A 19,888-nucleotide genomic window follows, 5' to 3' on the forward strand; every position below is an offset into this window, starting at 1 on the left:
AGTGGATCGTAACCATTCATATAATAAGTAGAAAAATAATTGAAGGTAATCCCTGTTTGTAAAAATAAGGCCTTCTTGAAAAAATGATTGGAGTAGTATAGTGTGTTTCTTGTTACAAACTCTGGTACATTAAACACTTCATTGTCGTCTTTTACAGTTTGATAAACTATGGTGTTATCTAGAGCAAACTTTTTATACCTAAACTCTTTTTCTAACTTGATGTTTAAATAGCTAATAGATTTATCACTTTGAAAAGGCTTGACAAAACCTGTATCTGTTTCCTTTTTAAAGTAGGCATAATCGTTTATTGTAGTCATGCCTACAGATAGATTGGCAATTTTATTAGATTTTAGTGCAAATTCTATATTTTGGGTCTTTACATTATTAAAGTCTGTTTGCCAATTGTAATTTTGATAAACACTTTGGTATAAAAGGAAGTTATAATTAGGAGTTTGGGAGTTATGCTTTATTCTTGCACTAAAGGCAATATCCTTAGTAAATTGATATGAGGCTGCTCCTTCTATAAAGTTACCAGCAAAATCTCCAGATAGATTTAAACCAAAGTCTGCTTCAATATGAAATCCCTTAATGTCTTTAGAATAAGCCCCACCAATAGCCACTACATCTCCTAAAAGTCTATTTGTTATTAATGTGTTGTTAATATAGGTTACTTTATCGTATCCGTAATTATAGTTATTATAATCAATATGAAATTCGAGATTACCCAAGATATTATTACTATAATTGGCATAAGCTTGTGCATAAAAATTCTCGAGTGTTACCCGATCTCTCAAGCCTGATGATTGAAATGCTTTTCCAAAATAATCGTTTTGCTTACTTTGATTATATTCATAATACTTATCTTCAAAAGAAAGGATATTTCCAATACTCAATTTATTTTTAGTTAAGGAATCTGTATCTTTTAAAATTTTGAAACTATGATCAAGATGAAACCTCTTCCCTTTTAACATGCTTTCTGCATCTTCAAAATTAACGGCTAAAACAGATCTATCTTTAAACTCTTCGTTTCCTGATTCAAAATATGGCACATTACTATCTTGGAGTCCTCCATTTTCTTCATTTAACAAATCTTGCATCACAACATGTGCGTTTGCTATATATCTATTATTTTTAGTTTTGTAACTAGTCGTAAACCTAAAATTTCCTGTGCTGGTTAAGGCGTGTTGATATTTTCCTAAAGAGCGCAAACCTTTATATGCAATTGAGAAGTTAAATTGCTTGGAGGTATTAACAGTAAAAAAGGCATCGACTTGCTGCCCTTGTGTAAATGCTGTTTTATAATAAAGATCTGTAAAAGGTGTAGGCACATGGTAATAGTTGACATCTTCTATTTCCATATAATTAAAATGTCTAGCTCGCGCGCCAAATAAAGGCATAAGCTTGTTATCGTCAAAATTATAAATTAATGTATTATAAGACTGACCTACGTTAGAAAAGGCCATTAAATTAAAATTGTCTTTTCGAAGATAATTAAACTTATATTCCTTTTTAACTGTTAGAGAGGTATCGACAATAGTTGTGTCTCTAGTATGCGAGATAATTAAATATTGTTCAATTTTAGCATCCTTATTTACAAGTCCCTTATTACTAGTGCTTTTTGAAGAGCCTCTATTAAAAGAATCTTCATTAGTGTTTCCTCTAATAATACTTCCTTCTTCCTTATTAATAGTAGGTGTAATTTGAGAAAACCCAATATTGACAAAAGCTAATAAAAAAAATGCTAAAAATATTCTCCTCATAATTATTTTTTAGACCTTGCAGGAGCTAAGATGTTTTTAAATTTGTACAGTTATATTGGATTCAAATAAACAGATAGTAAATAATTTTTGTCAAAAATAGAAAATATCTTTTTGGATTTTATTTATTATAGACAATATTACAATTAATAATAACGTCTTATTCTTAAGATTTATATAAATGCTAAAATTTAATTATTCAAACTTCCCCCTAGAATGTGGCACAGATGAAGCTGGTAGAGGCTGCCTATGTGGACCTGTAACAGCTGCTGCCGTGATACTACCTTCAGGTTTTAAGAGTGATATTTTAAACGATTCGAAACAACTTTCTGAAAAAAACAGAAATCTTTTAAGACCTTATATCGAAGAGCATGCCTTGGCGTTTAGTGTAGCTCACGTTTTTCCTAAGAAAATTGATAAAATAAACATTCTTAATGCGTCTATACTTGCCATGCATGAAGCAATAAAGAAGTTAAAAATAACACCCGAGTTTATTATAGTTGATGGAAATAAATTTAGGCCATACCAAGATATTCCTAGTAAAACTATTGTAAAAGGAGATAGTAAATATCTTTCTATTGCTGCCGCTTCTGTTTTAGCAAAAACGTATAGAGATGATTATATGAAAGAAATTCATCAAGAATTTCCTATGTATAATTGGCAACAAAATAAAGGCTACCCTACCAAACAGCATAGGCTTGCCATAAAAAATCATGGTATTACGGATTATCACAGAAAATCTTTTAGGCTGTTACCAGATCAATTAAAATTAGAAGTATAACTTATTATATTTGCACAAACCCTCAAGTAAATGAAAGGAATATTTTATTTCATCTTAATCGCTTTATTAATTACAAGCTGTAATACCAATAATAAATATAGTAAACCTTCAGATTTTATTGCTGAAAACACATCGGTTGTAATAAAAATTTCCGATTTAGGAAGTGTGAAAAACAATATTACCAACAATCAGTTTTTACAAAAACTATCAAACTTAGGTGCTTATTCTACAGTTTCAAACAAAATAGCTCTCTTAAATTATTTTAACACCAATAATGAACTGCTATTATCTTTCTCAAAAGATACTAAAGATAGTCTTCAGTATACCATTATAACACCATACTCAAAAAATCTGTTTTCTGTAGACTCACTTCCCAATCATAAAATAGAAACTATTAAGTCTAACACTCACGATGCTATAACCAAAACTACGGTAGATAATAATGTGATGTTTAGTATTATTAAGGATAGTATATTTATTGGATCGTCTGAATTAGAATTATTAAAAAAGTCTTTAATAAAAAAGAAAGAGCCATCAGAATTGGCAGAACTATTAAATACGGCCGATAAAGATAGTCCTCTATCTGTTTTGATTCAAGAAAACTCTAATTCTTTGAATTCGTTTTTTTTGAATGATTCTATAAGTCATATTAAATGGACTAACTCCTTATTATTAGATATCGATTTAAAACAGGACGAAATTTTGTTTAATGGAATAGTAAAAGCAACGGATTCTACAAAAAGTCTAATTAATGTATTTAAAAACACTATTCCTCAAGAAAATAAATTAGCCAAAATTACACCTGCCAATAGCGATGGTTTTCTGAGTTTTACTTTTAATAATTATGCTAATTTTAAAGCGAATCTAAAAAACTATCAAGTAAGAGATACTATAATTACAGAAACTCCCCTGTTTGATAATATTGTTGAAGTGGGTGTTATTTTTGAAGGCAAGCAAGAAGCTGTTGTATTAAACTCTTTAGACGAACTATCAACTGGAGATGCACTTTTAAACGATCAAAATTTTGTAGAAAGCTACAGACAGGTCGACATCTATAGTTTTAGCAAACCCGATTTGTTTAAAAGAAGTTTTTCTCCATTTATACAGTTTAATCAGGCTAACTTATATTGTATATTAGATAACTATTTTGTTTTTGCAAACTCTATAGAGATGCTTCAGAACATTATTGCCAGTTATCAAAATAATACAACCATAGGAGAAAGGTCTTATTTTGAAGCTGTAAAAGAAAATCTAAGCGATGAGTCTTCCTTATTATATGTCATGGCTCCAAATACTCTAAACCATAAATTAGAACAACTTCTTCGGGAAGAGTTTTCATTAAAGCTAGATAAATACAATACGTCTGCCGTTCAATATATTTACGACACTAATTTTGCTCATGTAAATGCTGTGGTTAAAAAGAGTAAAACCAAGGCGGTAGAGAATTCGGTAACCGAAGAATTCAATATAAAAATTACCAACGACTTATTAAATACGCCACATTTTGTAGTAAATCATGAAACAAACCAAAAGGAAATTGTACTTCAGGATGTAAAAAACAACTTGTATTTAATATCGAATACAGGTACACTTATCTGGAAAAAGCAACTTGATGGTGCTATTCTAGGGAAAATAGAACAGATAGACATGTACAAAAATGGAAGGCTACAACTAGCTTTTGCAACTTCAAGTAGAGTCTATGTTATAGACCGAAATGGAAAAGATGTGTCGCCATTCCCGTTAAAATTTAACGATAAAATTACTCAACCTCTTTCCGTTTTCGATTATGACAATAATAGAAATTACAGATTATTAGTTACACAGGGTAAAAATATTCTTATGTACAATCAATTAGGGAATACAGTAAAAGGTTTTAAGTATAGTAAAGCTGAAAGCGATTTGATACATCAACCTCAACATATTAGAATAGGCAGAAAAGACTATTTGCTTTTAAAAACTTCCAACAAACTTTATATTCTAGACAGAACAGGAAAAACACGAGTAAAACCTAAAAACAATTATTCCTACTCTAATCAGGCTGTTTATTTATACAACAATAAATTTATTACAACATCTAAAGACGGTAAATTAATTACTATAGACGTAAAAGGAAACACGTCTGCGCAAAGCCTTCAATTAACAGATATGCACAACATTGTTAGCACGAGTAAAACTCTTGTTGCACAGTCTGAGAATAGGTTGACTATAAAAGGTAAGACACTAGAGATGGATTATGGTAATTATACAGAGCCGGACATATTTTATATTAACGATAAGATTTATGTTTCTATAACCGATTTACAAGCTAAAAAAATATATCTGTTTGACAGCCAAGCTAAATCTATAGCGAATTTTCCAGTTTACGGTAATTCTAAAATAACTTTAGACAATATAGATAAAGATAGAAATTTAGAATTTGTAACAAAGGGTGATAATAATGCCATTATTATTTATCAAATAAACTAGTTAAATTAAGGTTTGCACTTATTACCAAAACAACAAATAGTTTAAAAATGTTAACTTTATATAATCTATTCTATTAAAAGGCACGTACATTATAATGAACCAACGTACAATCAAAAAAAATTATTAATTATGAAAAAGCACATTTTAACCTTATTTTGTTTATCGTTAATATTCGTTACTAATACCAGTTGCGATAATGATGATGAAGGCACGACACCCGAACCTGTAATAACAGCCACTAATTATATTTATGAAGGCGACTTGCGTGGGTTTTATCTAACAACAGAAATTGCACAACTTAATGCAGACATTGATATTTGGAATCAAGTTCCAGAAAATGATCCTGGTTATGAAGAAGCTCAAGAAAACATTGAAATTGCCAACCTTCAGATAGGTGAATACGAAAGTGAAATGTCTACCATTCCAACTCCAGACTCAGCTTTTTTAATTCCAAAACCAATTTTACCTCCGGTTCCTACTCCTTCTCCTTGTGTTTGTTATTATCTCTATAATTCTATAGAGAATATTGTGTTATTACCTGGAACAGACCAGATAAGTATTTCAATCTATTCTTATAATGATGAATCTAATATTGTAAACACAGATAGTAACACGCCAATAGAGGATATTCCAGGATCCAAAAACAATGGAAGATATCAACCTTTCACTTTCGAGCAACCTGGATTTGTTGGAGAAGCCTTTATTGTGGTCCAAAGCGATTCGGACAGCTATACTATTCACGTCAATTTTGAAAAATTGCCATAAATATTGGAAAAACAAGCTATTCGCTAAAATATTTGTAAATTAGTCTTCAGTTATACTGAAGACTTTTTTTATGAATTTGCCCCTATTTTTATTAGCTATATTATGGTCCGCAAACCTAGCTATTGCTCAAAACACAATAGATTCTACTTACTACAGCAACATAACAACTTTATACGGGAAAGCCTTTCAACACTTATATTCTAATCAAGATTCTGCTTTCTATTATTTTGACAAAATTAATACCGAAGCTATTAAACATGAAGATATTGAAAGTTTAATAAGTAGTCTTAGCGCTTCAAATAAAACAGCTGCCCATTTTTACAACCTTGAGAGATTAAAGCTTAATTTAAAGCAATTGGATTCTATTGTTTTAAAAAATGATGTAGAGTTACGAAAAACAGATAACTATTTAGTTTATATAAATAACATATATTTTGACAAAGGGATCTATTATTTTACATTAAACGATTATGAAAATGCAAGAAAATCTTATCAGGCCATTATCAGCTCTATCGAAGCCTTAAAAGAGAACGAACTCAATGTGTACTTAATAGATTTATTAACCAGCGCTTACAGTTATATAGCTAAAATGTATGTGAATGATGAAAAATACGAACTTGCAAAAGACTACTACACAAAAAACATTCATTATTTAGAAACTAAAAAGGCTGATGATATTATTAAAATAAACAGAAACTATAGTCTTCTTGCCGAAGTATTAAAACTTCAAAATCAGTTAGATGCTTCCAATCTCTACTTTAAAAAGTCTTTGGAATATAATTTAAATAATCAGGGCAATTCAAGTAGTATTATTACTGAAGCTAATCATTTATTAGAAAACTATTTAAGCAAATCTAAAACGGATAGCGCCTTTTATTACTTGAAAATAATTAAAGACCATCTTTCAGAGAATCACCCAATTAAAAATAGATATTACGAAGCTAAAGCCAAGATTTATAACGCTACAGGTGAATATGAGTTAGCACAGGCCGAATTACAGAAAGCCCTGGAATTTATTAAACAAAAATGGCAAAACAAACCACATAACGAAGTAGCCGAAATTTACAATACCATTGGAAAGCTACACTTCAAATTTAATCAACCCGAGAAAGCTCTTGAATCTTATAACTTAGCTATTTCGCAGTTTCCCTTAGACAAAACAAATTCTACCATAAATGAAACTACAATCTTAAAAGTTCTTAAAAACAAAGCAGATGTTTTAAATAGCAAACAACTTTATGTTGATAATATCTTAACCGTAAATCAGGCATTACAAACTTTAGATCTATTAAAACCAACATTTAAAAGCAATGAAGACAAGTTGTTTTTAATGGAAGATGCCTTTCCTATTTTCGAGTCTGGAATGGAAGCTACGTATAATTTATACAATAATACCAAGCAAGATTCTCTAATTGACAGAGCTTTTTATTATTCGGAAAAAAGTAAAAGTGTCTTATTATTAGATGCTCTTCTTAGTACCAGAGCTACAAAGTTTGCCAACATTCCTAAAGATATTATTGAAAAGGAACAGGTTTTAAAATCTCAAATCAATTATTTAGAAAAGAAACTAAACAAATCTAAAACCAATACTTTAGAAAATGAGTTATTTGAAACAAAAAGAACTTATAGAGAATTAATAAACACAATTGAGACTAATTATAAAAGTTATTACGATTTAAAATACAGTCAAGATGTAATTTCCATAAGTGATTTTCAAAAATTCTTAAAACCTAAAGAAGCCCTACTGTCTTACTTTTATGGAAATAAAGCTATATATATAATAAGTGTTTCAAAAAACTCAAAGACCATTCAACAATACAAGTTAAATCCTGCTATAAAAAATGAAATAATTTCTATATATAGTATGCTTAACAATCCAACGTCTGATCTAGAAGTGTTAAACAAAAAAACAAATGACTTATATAAAAAATTAGTCGTACCAAGTTTAGAAGGTCTTTCAGGAAAAAAACTAATTGTAGTAACCGACGGCTTATTGAATTATGTCCCTTTTTCCAGTTTATCTACAGATGGAGATTCAAATTATTTAATAGAAAAGCATGCTATTAGTTATGCTAATTCAGCTACTTTATTAAAGCAACTCTCAGAAAAAGAAAATACTAATAATAAAGTTTTGGCTTTTGCTCCTAGTTTTGAAGCTTCATCTTATAACAATCTACTTCCATTACCTCATAATCAAAATGAGGCGGAAGATATATTAAATTACTTCGACGGAAAAACATTAATAAAAGAACAAGCAACGCTTCAGAATTTCAATTTAGAAAGTAAAAATTATGGCTTATTACATTTTGCAACGCATGCCATTTTAAATGATGAAGTTCCCGAATATTCATATTTAGCCTTTGAACCCAATAATGCGGAAACTAATTTGTTATATGTAAGTGATTTGTACAATTTAAACCTCAACTCCAATTTAGTTACTTTAAGTGCTTGCGAGAGTGGCATAGGTAATTTAAAGCGTGGAGAAGGTTTTATAAGTTTAGCTAGAGGGTTTTACTTTAGTGGAGCTTCTAGTATATCCAGTACTTTATGGAAGATTAACGATGGGTCAGCTTTAAAGATTATGGATGTTTTCTATAAAAATCTATCAGAAGGAAAATCAAAAAACTTAGCCCTACAGCAGGCTCAAGTATCATATATAAAAGATAATAATCAAAACTCCTTAATACATCCTTATTACTGGTCTGGTTTTGTTATTTCTGGAAAAACTGCAGCTATTACATCTCCTACTAATTTATGGTGGTATGTATTTGGAATTGGGGCTCTTGTTATCTTAGTTATTTCTATAAGGAAATTTAAAAAGACTACTTAAGTTCTTTTAGAAGCTTTTCAGCTTTGTCCTTATTATAAGTGTAATTAGTAATTAAATCTTCTAAATAAGTTTTTGCCAGATCTTTATCTTGCGCTTTAACAGCTATCAATGCTAAATACCAAGTCGATTCTGCTTCAAAACCCTGATTTTCCTGAACCACCTGGGCAAATAAGTTTTTCGCTTCCTCAGAGTTATTAAGCCCTAAAAAAGCTTGTGCTTTATAAAAATTGATATAGTTTTCTTTTGCTTCTTTAGGAATAGCATCAAACTTCTCAATAGCAATCTGGTAGTTTTTAGTTTCGTAAGCAACAAACGCTTCTCTTTCTATAGACTTAGCATCATCGCTTCTTGTAATGGTATAAACCGTGTTTGGATAAGCACTAAAATTAGTATCGTATAAACTATTATAATTGGTGTTAAAAAGAGTGTTGTATCCAAACCATCCAATTAATAAAGCTATTGAAGCTGCAATAGCAAGGTTTCTATGGTTAAAAATGGTGGTTTTTGGTTTATCTAATTGATTTTCAAAACCTTGAAGTTTCTTTTTTAATCTATCTGTATGGGTGCTTTTAATAGCTTTTTGTAAATCTTCCTCTAACTTAAATTGAGCTTTAAAATCGGGATCTGTTTCCAGTAAATTTTGGAATAGAGCCTCTTGCTCAGCTGTTAAACTGTTAGAGAAATAATGATATAGTAAATCTTGATTGTTCATTTTTATTATTGGTTGCTATTAATTCTTTCCTTTAAGGTTTTCATACATCTGGACTTCGCACTTTTTACAACATTTTCGCTTGTGTATTCGCTAGCCTCAATAATATCCTTTATACTATATCCTCTATAATAGAATAAGGTTAACAGTTCTTGACATTTTTTTCCTAGAGTTCCAAAATATTTCTTTAATAAAACTTGCTCTGTAGTTAGCTCTCCTTGATCTAAATCTAAATTTGAATCCACAAGTTCTTCCTTTTCTCTAATAAGAGATAAATCGAAATCTGGATTTATGGTCTTATTATTCTTTTTCATCTTATCAAAAATTAAATACTTTCCTATACTAAATAAATACGTAGAGATAGAACTTGTAAACTCCTCTATTTTCCCCTGCATCACATTATTATAAAAAATTATATAGGCATCTTGATAGACATCTATAACATCTTCTTGTGGTAGATGGTATTTTCTAGCAAAATTTATAAACTTGTCCCTATTGTCTTCGTATATTCTTTTAAAGAGCAAATCGGAGCCTTGTTTTAAATCTTCAATAGTTATGTTCTCTTGAACTCTATGCATTTAATATCCTAAATTATAAAAGGTTAACATAATCCTGCTAAATTAACTTTTTTTAAGCATAAGACATTCATTTTTCTTACAGATCTAAGTATTTCATTAAAATTTATACACACCCTAGTTTTCTAATATCAAAACATGACCTAGATGATATACGTTAAAAAATTTATGCTATAAGATGTTTACCATCTATTAAAAACCACACTAATAAGTGTAAGACAAAAGTAATATCTAGTCTATTTACAAACTAGAATACTAGATTCAAACCTGAAAACAATAGTCAAATTTTACAATTTGGAACGCTCACAGATTAACATGAGTTATAACATTATAAACTATTTAAAAGCCATATATATGAGAACTTTATTGAAACAATCCTTTTTAACACTTATTATTTTACTTTCTCTTTTTAATTGTAGCACAGACGATGATGGAGAAGATATAATAACACCACCAGAAAACACTAGGTTAAAAACGTATAGTTTTAATTCTAATGAATATTTAGTAACCTATAATACGGATGGTTATGTTTCTGAATACCGTAATTCACCAGATACTCCTGGAAACATAGTTTATAATTCAGACAATAAAATAATTCAATTAGGAGTCCAGAGTTTTAACTATAATTCTCAAGGACGAATTTCTGAAATTACAATGCCAGATACTGCAACTTACAGTAATCAAAAAACAAATTTAACTTATAATAATGATGGGTTAATTGCCCATCAAACCCTGAGCTATGTTAATAACAGTGGAGAAACTAAAAATATGCAGAGATTATTTGAATATAACGCGAATAAAGAGTTAATATCTATTACCGAAAAGTATATATCTGACTCCGTATATTCGCGTAATCTTATAAGCTATGACTCCAATGGGAATGTTTCTCAGGTTATTAATTATTACAGTCATGATGACGTTTTATATTCATATCTCCAAGACTATACTTTTGTGTATGACACTAAAAAAAACCCATCAAAACTATTACTTAGCGATTGTGGTGTTACATCTAATTTCTCGTTGTATAATATGATTTCTCTTTCTACAACGAATTTTTTTGGTAATTATACACTTTTTAGATTAAGTTATTTTAGCAATAATAACGTTATCTCTAGCGAATACTCCAGCGATTTTGGGTCTTCAAATAATAGCGTCTATACCTATGTTTATAACGACAAGGACTATCCAACATCTGTTGAAATTTACAATACTTATTCAAATGGTTCTAATTCTACCCATTATAGAACCTGGACCTACGAAACCTATTAAAGATGTAATAAGCCTTTTTTAAGACCAACATTTGTCTTTAGGTTATGTTGTTATCAACTTTTAATCATTCAAATTAATCATCAATAATTAAGAAACACATTTTCATGAAACATTCAATAAATAAAAAATGTATGAGCATCCAGAGAATTGATAGTATTCAAACCATTAAAATTGTTTTTCTTTATTTTCTAACGGAACAATATCTTGCAAAGTGAAGACAATTTATTATAAATAACTTTTCTTTATCTTAGACACAAAACGTCTTCAATAAAAACCTCATTTTTCAAGTTACACTCAAGTCTTACCTATTGGAGAGCATGAAGCTTAAGTGTTTTCTACTAAAAATACGAGTCAAACTAAAAGTTAGTTCTCCATAAAAATATGCTCTAAGAGATGTTTATTGGGGTATAAATTAGGTACTGGATTTTAGACATAAAATTCCTTTGAAGGTAGTACAACAGAAATTAAAGCAAATAAGCCTCCAGAGCACGTTTTTATAGAACCATAGTTATTAATAGGGAATAAGGTTTAAGCAACTTAACAAGAATTAAAAATTCTATAAAAACAATACTCTTTTAAAGGCACTTTTAATCAAGCTAATACAATTCTTATCTACTCTGGGTTATATTGAACATCATGCGCTCTCAGATAACAAGCAACACCTCTTTAATCTCGTATTTCACAAAAATAATACAAGTTGGAAACCTCTATTTATGTCCTTTCTTTTAACCAGATGTTAACCTTCCATTTAAAATTTTATTAAAAGAAAACATGAATAACTTTAAAATAATTAAAAACATGACATTACCAAACTACAATTCAATTAAAAACAAGATTGCATTTTTAACCTGCGCCACCATGCTCTTATTTGGTCTTCAAGCCCATGCCCAAATCTCTATTGGTGGTGGTATTGGATACAACGGGGAAATTTCTGGTCCAGGGATAACAGGTAAAGCTGAATTTGGCATTACTGAAGAGATTGCCATTTCTCCAGGAATAACTTACTTCTTTGGCAGCAAATTATATGGATATAATAGAAATTTATTAGCTGTAGATGTAAATGCACTCTATTTCTTTGAAATTATAGAAAGCAAATTACAAATTTACCCGCTGTTAGGTGTAAATTATTCTAATTACAAAACAGGTGTCTCTTCTTATTATGGATACTACTATGGATCGAGCAAAGTGAGCGATAATGCATTTGGCGCAAATATTGGAGCTGGTGCAAAATATTCGTTTTCAGAAAAATTAAGTGTCTATTTAGAACCTAAATATGTGGCAAGCGAATTTGACCAGGTAGTCGTTAATGCTGGTATTTTGTTTCAGTTATAAGCTTATATCCCATATCGTAATTAAACTACTTATTTTATTTGAATTAGTCTTCAAAACAGAAAAATCAAACTTAAAGTTTGGTTTTTCTGTTTTTTGTTAACCTTTTATAATTAAAAACATAAAAGTTATAAATCAATAAAAATTTAAAATCATGAAAACAATTTTAAAAGCAAAGTATTTAGTATTAGCCTTATTTGTAGCTTTTAGTTTTGCATGCTCGCCAGAAGATGGCGAACCAGGACCTCAAGGTCCAGCTGGAATCGATGGCGTAGATGGTGCCGATGGTACGGATGGTACGGATGGTACGGATGGTAATGCAAACGTAATTTACTCAAGTTGGTTTGGCCCAGATGGTCAAACATTTATTTCTAATGGTTATATATCCTATGCTGAGTTTGAGGTTAATGTTCCAGAACTAACAAACGATATCATTAACAATGGTGTTGTTTTAGTCTATGCAAAACTTAGCAATTATGTTCCCGAGGTTTGGCCTGAAGGACATATTGCTCAATTGCCAATTACGATAGGCGGTGGTACCACAGATCATTTTTACACCTATTATGTTGAGGAGTCTAATATTAATATTCGTTATCGTCGAGACGGACCTCAACCTGAGTGGATATTTTCATCAACAAATCGTTTTAGATATGTACTAATTCCAGGAAATACTGGTGCAAGAGTACAACAAATAGACTACTCAAAAATGACTTATGAAGAAGTTATAAATCATTTTAATTTAGAGTTATAAAACAACTTTTATTAAAGTCTGAAATTAACCCTTCAGACTTTTTTCTACTTTTTGTTAACCTTCTAAATAAACTAACATTAAACCTATAAATCAATAAAAACTTAAAAAAATTATGAAAACAATCCAAACAACAATGTCAAAATCCAAGTATGTATTATTGGCTCTTTTAGTCGCTTTTAGTTTCTCTTGCTCTCCAGAAGATGGCAACGATGGTGCACAAGGTCCAGCTGGAATGGATGGAACTGACGGGGCAGATGGTAATGCGAATGTGCAAACTTTTATTTTTAATTCACCTTCCTGGAGAGCGAGTGGTTCTGGAATGAAACTAAACTTGACAGATGTACTGACAGACTATGTAATAGAAAACGATGTGATACTTACTTATGTAAAATTTCCAGATTCTGAAGAACCTAGTATTGTTCCTGGGAAAGTATTTATAGGAGGGGGTTTTAAGGACATGTTAGTGTCTTATGGTACTTCTACTAACACAGGATTTCCAACTCCTCAACATTTAGGTCTCGTTTGTTTCGAGGAAAACGGAAACCACACTCCAAATGCTAATTTGCCTGCTGTTGAATGGGTTAAAGTTATTATTATAGAGTCTACTAACACCACTACCACAGAGGGCAATGGTCGCGTTATGAGTGGTAAAGAAGCCGTAATGCATGAATTACAAAGTGCTGGTATTGATATAAATAATTACGACGTTGTTTGTAGCTATTACGGCATTGCAAATTAAAAATCCTTTTTGCCTCATTAAATCCGAAGTTAAACGCTTCGGATTTTTTTTATAAACAACATTCAACTTTTTCTCTTGAAATGATTAGTATTGCATACTCAATTATCAGACCATGATTTCTAGAAAAAATGCTTCCATATCCAAATGTATCATCCATAAAGTGGGTAACAAACACAACAATACCAAAAATGCTTTTTCTGAAAAAGAAGTCCATTTTGACGAAGCCAGTTACGAACTGATGCTACCGTTTTTATTAAGACCTTTTGGTTCTGTGGTGCAATCTTACAGATTTAATCATCATGCTGATATCTCTTTAAATGAAATTAACACCTACAGCGCTCAAATGTTTAATGAAGATGACACCTTTATTGAAACCTCAAAACACATTGTCAAACACTTGTTCGAACAATCTAATTCGGCACAAATAAAAACCGGCGATGTTTTGGTAGTGATGTTTGAAGGCATTGAATTCAATGAAATAACCACCAATGCCTTAGGAATTTTTAAAATTGAAAGCAAAGTCAATTTCTTTCAAACTTATTTAGAGAACAATAGTTATGACGTCTTGGTTCAAAAAGGAATCAGTTCTAAAAGAGTAGATAAGGGTTGCTTAATATTAAACCAAACAGATACAGAAGGTCCCATTATTTTAAGTGCAGACAATAACAATTACGATGCACAATATTGGACCAACCACTTCTTAAATATTAAATATGCTGATGATGCCAATAGCCATACCCAACAGTATATTGAGTTATGCAAAGATTTTTCTGAAGAGGTTTTAAAGATATCTTACGGCAACCAAGAACAGAATACCTTTTTAGCTAAAACCATCGATTTTTTTAAAGAAAATGAAACCGTAAATGTGGAGCGCTTTAAAGATGAGATTTTTGAAGAAGACAAACACAAAACTTTATTCGAGGATTATAAAAAAACCTTCGAAGGAGAACAAGACCTCGTTATAAGGAATCAATTTGATGTAGCTGAAGCAGTTGTTAAAAAAGAAAAGAAAAAGATTAAAACCGATATTAAACTAGACACCAATATTCAAATCAAATTAGATATTGATGCTCCGGAAGCTTCGAGCGAATATTTAGAACGTGGTTACGACGATGAGAAAAAAATGCACTATTATAAAGTGTTTTTTAATACTGAAGGTTAATAATGAAAATAAAGGTCGATAAGTTTGTTATTGCCATTGCCCTTACTGTTTTTATAGCTTATATTTTTCCAAGCTTTGGCAGTAAACAAAGTGCTATTCCTTTCGATTTAATTGGAACTATTGGGATTTCGCTAATTTTCTTCTTTTACGGTTTAAAATTAAGCCCTAATAAAATTAAAAGTGGTTTAAAGAATTGGAAATTACATTTGCTAGTCCAATTAACTACCTTTTTAATATTTCCGCTTATTATAATTCTTTGTAAACCTCTAATATATAACGAAGAAACAGAGCTACTATGGCTTTCGTTTTTATTTTTGGCAGCTTTACCTTCCACAGTATCTTCTTCGGTTGTTATGGTCTCTATAGCAAAAGGTAATATTCCTGCCGCTATATTTAACGCTAGTATTTCAGGTCTTATAGGGATTGTAGTTACACCTCTTTGGATGGGTTTATTTTTAGATCAAACTACAGCAAATTATAATATAACATCCATATATTCATCACTCATCATCCAAATTTTAATTCCAGTAATTTTAGGAATACTCTTGCAGAAATATTGGGGTGAATTTGCCATTAAATACAGAACCCAATTAACACTATTCGACAAGTCGATTATTTTACTTATTGTTTATAAAAGTTTTGCCGAAGCTTTTTACGAAGATATTTTTAACTCGATACGTATTCGCGATTTACTCTTGCTTTTTACATTAGTAATTATACTATTTTATGTAGTGTACTTTATCACTGGTTTTATCTCTAAAAAACTCCACTTTTCTACTGAAGACCGCATTACAGCCCAATTTTGTGGAACAAAAAAATCGCTTGTACACGGTACTGTGTTTGCCGAAATTCTTTTTCCAAGTACCATGTCCGTTGGTTTTATGTTGCTTCCCTTAATGATTTTTCATGCCGCACAAATATTTATAGTTAGCGTGATTGCAACAGGTTTGGCTAAGAGAGACCATTAGATTACAAAATCTATGTGACTTAATAAATTTTGATTTCGAAATCAAAATTGTAATTTAGACTTCGTATTAAAAGTTTTGTATGAGAAAAGCACTTCAAGTTAGTAATATCATTGCCTTAGTTTTAACTATTGTTCTTAATTATTTATCTAATACAGGAAAAATAAACAACACGACTATTGGTGAAGTATCAAAGCAATTAAACTCTTTATTCACCCCTGCAGGTTACACGTTTTCAATTTGGGGATTTATCTATTTATTACTTATTGGTTTTGTCATATATCAAAGTAGAAGCCTATTTATTAAGATAAAGTCTAATAATGATTTTATTCTAAAAACAGGATGGTGGTTTGTTATTTCATGTATAGCAAATAGTGCTTGGATTGTTAGCTGGTTGTATGGATATACAGGTCTTTCTTGCCTATTTATATTCTTACTGCTTTTTTCATTGCTTAAAATAGTTATCAATAATTCCATGGAACTTTGGGATGCTCCAATAACAGTTATTGTTTTTGTCTGGTGGCCTTTTACCATTTATAGTGGATGGGTAACGGTTGCGAGTATAGCAAATGTTTCGTCTTACTTAGTTAAAATAAATTGGGATGGTTTTGGAATTTCAGAAACCCACTGGACTATTATAATGATTCTAATTGCCACCGCAATTAACCTTGTTATCACATGGAAACGAAACATGCGAGAATTTGCTCTGGTGGGAGCTTGGGCCTTAATTGGTATAGCTATGGCTAATAAAACCGACTACAACTTGGTTTTTTATACAGCTATAATTGCAGCTTTAATTTTAATAATAAGTAGTTCTATACACGGTTTTAAGAATAGAGAAACTAATCCGTTTATTAAATTCAAGCAATATATTACCAGAAATACTTAATCCACAGACTTAAAAAACCAGATATTATTCAACAATAAATCTTTTCGCTTTTAATAAGCTATCTTTTTTGATTACTAGTATATATTGACCAGTAGACAAGTCAGAAACATTTAGTTCCACCTCATTATTTATGAGTTCATGATGAGATTGTAAAACTTGTTGCCCATGTATATTATATACTTTTATATCAATTTCAGAATTAGCAAATTGATTATCTCCTGGAAATTGTAAGTATATCATATCTGTTGTAGGGTTTGGGTATATAGAGAACAATTTGGTATTTAAACTTATTGCATCTACATTAAGCACTTCTACGTCTAGATAATCGGGAATATTGTTTCCATTTAAGTCGTCGTCAGTTACATCTCCATTACCATTATAATCTTCATCCATCGTAATTACGCCATCTCCATCATCGTCCATGTCTAAATGATTTGGTATTCCATCATTGTCTGTGTCTAAAAATGCTGGGGGATTTGTCATATTTCCACTTCTGCCACCAAAAACAATTTCATATTCAGAAATTACTGTATCACCATCGTCGTCGTCATCCAAATAGTTTGGAATTCCATCTCCATCTGTATCGTCGTCTGCTAGATTCCCATTTCCATTGACATCTTCCATGCCATTTGGAATTCCATCATCTTCCTGATCATTATTACAATCAATAAAGGAAACCGTTAGATCAAAGACGGCATTATCCGTTTCTGGGTTTACAATTACGGTAAACGCATTATTTCCGGCGCCTATTGAAACTTCACCTGATATTGGCAAATTGGTTGAATCCAAAATATTAACCGTATTTATTGAAGGATCTAAATTAAATAAACTTAAGATTTCATTTTTATAATCATCAATATTAAAAAGTTCAGATTGATTGTTATCAACATCGCAAACAACAACGTTAAAAGCTGAAGAAGGTTTAAAACGCCAAGCCTCATTTGTAGCTTCCCATTGCCCATTATTTCTTTCTGGAGGAGCAATACCTAACGAGCTAAATGTATTTACCCATTGTATTCCAACAATTGCTCTCCCACCATTCCAATTTTCGCAAATTGGTTTGTTTTTTATAGAAATATCAATAATTCCAGATGTTTCATGCAGAACAACTTGAGATGTGGCAAGTAAACTATTGCATGCAAATAGAGGAATGTCTTCATAAAAAATATAGAAACGTCTGTTTGGAGCTTCACCAGAAACCCCATAATAAACGCCTCCCTCAGAAGAGGCTACACTGTTATCCATATCATGATAAACTCCAAAAATAGCTGGACTTGGTAAATTTAATGAAGGAATTAAACTGGTTTCATTTATATTCCAATTATTAATAGTATTAGCTAATGAAGCATCAAAAACAATAACACCATTAGAACCTATCACTACTTCATGTAAATAAGTTGTAGTATAAAACTCAAAGCCAAAAGGAAGCGTAATTGTTGGGGAATAAACATCATCTTCACTAAAAAAAACAACATTTTGTTCTTGAAATTCTTGATACGGAATAGATTCCACCGTGTAATAATACGATTGAGAAAAAACTATTGTAGAAAATAATAGACTAAAAATTGAAATGTAAAATTGTTTCATAGTAGTAGGTTAGAAGTTATTATTGGCTGTAAATTCTACATCTCTAATAACATGTTGTTAGTATTTATCTTTTAAATCTACAAAAAAAACATAAAACAGAATAAAACAACTTGTTATTTTGGTTTTCCAACTACTATTTTCAAATTAATAAAACCAAGGACGGTTTAAAAACCACTACTCACTGAACTCTGTATTTCTGCTTCAAACAATTGCAAAAAGTGTTTCAGTAATTTTTCTTTAACTTCAGCTTCATTCACTTCTTTTTTACCAAGCTCCACATTTAAAGAGGTCACTGCTTTTCCACGAATTCCACAAGGAATCATATTATCAAAATAACCCAGATTGGCATTTACATTTAAAGCAAAACCGTGCATGGTTACCCAGCGTGAAGCACGAACACCCATAGCACAAATTTTTCTAGCAAAAGGCGTATCTACATCTAGCCACACTCCTGTTTCTCCTTTGCTGCGTTCGGCTTTTAAACCGTATTCTGCTAAAGTAAGAATAATCATTTCTTCCAATAAGCGAAGGTATTTATGGATGTCTGTAAAAAAATTTTCTAAATCTAATATCGGGTAGCCTACAATTTGTCCGGGACCATGATACGTAATATCTCCTCCTCTATTTACTTTATAAAAACTAGCACCTTTAGCTTTAAGTTGTTCCTCATTAATAAGCAGATTACTCATATCGCCACTCTTCCCTAAAGTGTAAACATGTGGGTGTTCTACAAAAAGAAAATAATTAGAAGTTTCTATACACGTATTCTCACGTCTATTGCTAAACTTGATGTCTATAATTCTTTTAAATAAAGATTCTTGGTAATCCCAGGTATCTTTATAGTCTCTACTTCCTAAATCCTGTAGTTCAATTTGCTTATTCATCGACGACAAAATTACACTTTTTTGAAGAAAAAAATCAGGATTTAAAAATCAAAATTCGTCATCAATAACATATTTTTCATCTTTGGTATTAAGATGACGACTCTTTACTGTGGCTGAAACAAAAAACTAATTTTTCGGATTATTCAAAATCACCAAAGCTGCTATTACTCCGGGAACCCAGCCACAAAGCCATAATAAGAAAACAATAAGAATAGAACCACATCCTTTACCTATAACGGCTAAAGGAGGACAAATAATAGCAAGAATAACACGCCAAAAACTCATTTAATTTAATTTTTACTCTTCTAAGGTTTTTAATTTTTAAGAAGAATTGATTGATGATTTATACCTATTAGTACAGAAATCAACTAATTTGTTACAAGAATATTTTCCAATATAATAAATTGATATCCTAACTAATAGTAATTAT

17 protein-coding genes are annotated in these 19,888 nt (G+C 30.7%); 11 read left to right on the top strand and 6 right to left on the bottom strand.

The window, feature by feature from the left end:
* On the bottom strand, positions 1–1,760 hold a 1,760-nt coding region (locus tag OS188_RS07600), incomplete at its 3' end, for a putative porin (protein ID WP_267148234.1).
* A 178-nt stretch (positions 1,761–1,938) separates the two neighbouring features.
* On the opposite strand from OS188_RS07600, the gene rnhB reads away from it, so the two are divergent.
* The 4 genes from rnhB (at position 1,939) to OS188_RS07620 (ending at position 8,599) form a co-directional block, all read left to right on the top strand.
* Positions 1,939–2,538 carry a ribonuclease HII gene (gene rnhB / locus OS188_RS07605; protein WP_267148235.1) on the top strand — a complete coding sequence of 200 codons (600 nt, stop codon included), beginning with the start codon at positions 1,939–1,941 and terminating at the stop codon, positions 2,536–2,538.
* Between the two features lie 30 nt (positions 2,539–2,568).
* Positions 2,569–5,004: a ribonuclease HII gene (locus OS188_RS07610; RefSeq protein WP_267148236.1), complete on the top strand. Its 2,436-nt coding sequence runs from the start codon at positions 2,569–2,571 to the stop codon at positions 5,002–5,004.
* Positions 5,005–5,133: 129 nt separating this feature from the next.
* The gene (locus tag OS188_RS07615) at positions 5,134–5,769 is read left to right on the top strand and encodes a hypothetical protein (protein WP_267148237.1); all 636 of its coding nucleotides are present in this window, start codon (positions 5,134–5,136) and stop codon (positions 5,767–5,769) included.
* Between the two features lie 70 nt (positions 5,770–5,839).
* Positions 5,840–8,599, top strand: a complete 2,760-nt coding sequence (locus tag OS188_RS07620; RefSeq protein WP_267148238.1) for a CHAT domain-containing protein — start codon at positions 5,840–5,842, stop codon at positions 8,597–8,599.
* Here the strand turns inward: OS188_RS07620 and OS188_RS07625 are convergent.
* Positions 8,592–9,311, bottom strand: a complete 720-nt coding sequence (locus OS188_RS07625) for a tetratricopeptide repeat protein (RefSeq protein ID WP_267148239.1) — start codon at positions 9,309–9,311, stop codon at positions 8,592–8,594. The two genes, OS188_RS07620 and OS188_RS07625, sit on opposite strands and share 8 nt — an antisense overlap.
* A gap of 5 nt (positions 9,312–9,316) precedes the next feature.
* The gene (locus tag OS188_RS07630) at positions 9,317–9,886 is read right to left on the bottom strand and encodes an RNA polymerase sigma factor (protein ID WP_267148240.1); all 570 of its coding nucleotides are present in this window, start codon (positions 9,884–9,886) and stop codon (positions 9,317–9,319) included.
* A gap of 351 nt (positions 9,887–10,237) precedes the next feature.
* Between OS188_RS07630 and OS188_RS07635 the strand changes: the two genes are divergently transcribed.
* The 7 genes from OS188_RS07635 (at position 10,238) to OS188_RS07665 (ending at position 16,987) form a co-directional block, all read left to right on the top strand.
* Positions 10,238–11,152, top strand: coding sequence for a hypothetical protein (locus OS188_RS07635; protein ID WP_267148241.1), 915 nt, complete (start codon positions 10,238–10,240; stop codon positions 11,150–11,152).
* 771 nt (positions 11,153–11,923) lie between these two features.
* Complete coding sequence (locus OS188_RS07640) at positions 11,924–12,484, top strand: outer membrane beta-barrel protein (RefSeq protein ID WP_267148242.1); 561 nt, start codon at positions 11,924–11,926, stop codon at positions 12,482–12,484.
* A 151-nt stretch (positions 12,485–12,635) separates the two neighbouring features.
* On the top strand, positions 12,636–13,232 hold the full coding sequence (locus tag OS188_RS07645) for a hypothetical protein (RefSeq protein WP_267148243.1): 597 nt from the start codon (positions 12,636–12,638) through the stop codon (positions 13,230–13,232).
* 112 nt (positions 13,233–13,344) lie between these two features.
* A complete protein-coding gene (locus OS188_RS07650) occupies positions 13,345–13,971 on the top strand; it encodes a hypothetical protein (protein ID WP_267148244.1) in 627 nt (208 codons plus the stop codon).
* 112 nt (positions 13,972–14,083) lie between these two features.
* Positions 14,084–15,133 carry a nucleoid-associated protein gene (locus OS188_RS07655; RefSeq protein ID WP_267148245.1) on the top strand — a complete coding sequence of 350 codons (1,050 nt, stop codon included), beginning with the start codon at positions 14,084–14,086 and terminating at the stop codon, positions 15,131–15,133.
* A gap of 2 nt (positions 15,134–15,135) precedes the next feature.
* The gene (locus OS188_RS07660; RefSeq protein ID WP_267148246.1) at positions 15,136–16,101 is read left to right on the top strand and encodes a bile acid:sodium symporter family protein; all 966 of its coding nucleotides are present in this window, start codon (positions 15,136–15,138) and stop codon (positions 16,099–16,101) included.
* A 79-nt stretch (positions 16,102–16,180) separates the two neighbouring features.
* Positions 16,181–16,987: a TspO-related membrane protein gene (locus OS188_RS07665; protein ID WP_267148247.1), complete on the top strand. Its 807-nt coding sequence runs from the start codon at positions 16,181–16,183 to the stop codon at positions 16,985–16,987.
* Positions 16,988–17,011: 24 nt separating this feature from the next.
* On the opposite strand, the gene OS188_RS07670 is transcribed toward OS188_RS07665, so the two are convergent.
* From OS188_RS07670 to OS188_RS07680, 3 genes are all read right to left on the bottom strand, one after another.
* On the bottom strand, positions 17,012–18,574 hold the full coding sequence (locus OS188_RS07670) for a T9SS type A sorting domain-containing protein (protein ID WP_267148248.1): 1,563 nt from the start codon (positions 18,572–18,574) through the stop codon (positions 17,012–17,014).
* A 164-nt stretch (positions 18,575–18,738) separates the two neighbouring features.
* Complete coding sequence (gene lipB / locus OS188_RS07675) at positions 18,739–19,458, bottom strand: lipoyl(octanoyl) transferase LipB (protein ID WP_267148249.1); 720 nt, start codon at positions 19,456–19,458, stop codon at positions 18,739–18,741.
* Positions 19,459–19,584: 126 nt separating this feature from the next.
* Positions 19,585–19,743, bottom strand: a complete 159-nt coding sequence (locus OS188_RS07680) for a YqaE/Pmp3 family membrane protein (RefSeq protein ID WP_267148250.1) — start codon at positions 19,741–19,743, stop codon at positions 19,585–19,587.
* Positions 19,744–19,888: the final 145 nt, after the last annotated feature.

It is taken from the genome of Xanthomarina sp. F1114 (assembly GCF_026410255.1).
Lineage (GTDB): Bacteria > Bacteroidota > Bacteroidia > Flavobacteriales > Flavobacteriaceae > Xanthomarina.

Excerpts from the sequence above, each read along its gene's own strand:
- OS188_RS07665 (WP_267148247.1), top strand. The coding sequence starts at position 16,181 with ATGAGAAAAGCACTTCAAGTTAGTAATATCATTGCCTTAGTTTTAACT.
- rnhB (WP_267148235.1), top strand. The coding sequence starts at position 1,939 with ATGCTAAAATTTAATTATTCAAACTTCCCCCTAGAATGTGGCACAGAT.
- lipB (WP_267148249.1), bottom strand. The coding sequence starts at position 19,458 with ATGAATAAGCAAATTGAACTACAGGATTTAGGAAGTAGAGACTATAAA.
- OS188_RS07640 (WP_267148242.1), top strand. The coding sequence starts at position 11,924 with ATGAATAACTTTAAAATAATTAAAAACATGACATTACCAAACTACAAT.
- OS188_RS07635 (WP_267148241.1), top strand. The coding sequence starts at position 10,238 with ATGAGAACTTTATTGAAACAATCCTTTTTAACACTTATTATTTTACTT.
- OS188_RS07615 (WP_267148237.1), top strand. The coding sequence starts at position 5,134 with ATGAAAAAGCACATTTTAACCTTATTTTGTTTATCGTTAATATTCGTT.
- OS188_RS07625 (WP_267148239.1), bottom strand. The coding sequence starts at position 9,311 with ATGAACAATCAAGATTTACTATATCATTATTTCTCTAACAGTTTAACA.
- OS188_RS07680 (WP_267148250.1), bottom strand. The coding sequence starts at position 19,743 with ATGAGTTTTTGGCGTGTTATTCTTGCTATTATTTGTCCTCCTTTAGCC.
- OS188_RS07670 (WP_267148248.1), bottom strand. The coding sequence starts at position 18,574 with ATGAAACAATTTTACATTTCAATTTTTAGTCTATTATTTTCTACAATA.
- OS188_RS07630 (WP_267148240.1), bottom strand. The coding sequence starts at position 9,886 with ATGCATAGAGTTCAAGAGAACATAACTATTGAAGATTTAAAACAAGGC.
- OS188_RS07610 (WP_267148236.1), top strand. The coding sequence starts at position 2,569 with ATGAAAGGAATATTTTATTTCATCTTAATCGCTTTATTAATTACAAGC.
- OS188_RS07620 (WP_267148238.1), top strand. The coding sequence starts at position 5,840 with ATGAATTTGCCCCTATTTTTATTAGCTATATTATGGTCCGCAAACCTA.
- OS188_RS07650 (WP_267148244.1), top strand. The coding sequence starts at position 13,345 with ATGAAAACAATCCAAACAACAATGTCAAAATCCAAGTATGTATTATTG.
- OS188_RS07645 (WP_267148243.1), top strand. The coding sequence starts at position 12,636 with ATGAAAACAATTTTAAAAGCAAAGTATTTAGTATTAGCCTTATTTGTA.
- OS188_RS07655 (WP_267148245.1), top strand. The coding sequence starts at position 14,084 with ATGATTTCTAGAAAAAATGCTTCCATATCCAAATGTATCATCCATAAA.
- OS188_RS07660 (WP_267148246.1), top strand. The coding sequence starts at position 15,136 with ATGAAAATAAAGGTCGATAAGTTTGTTATTGCCATTGCCCTTACTGTT.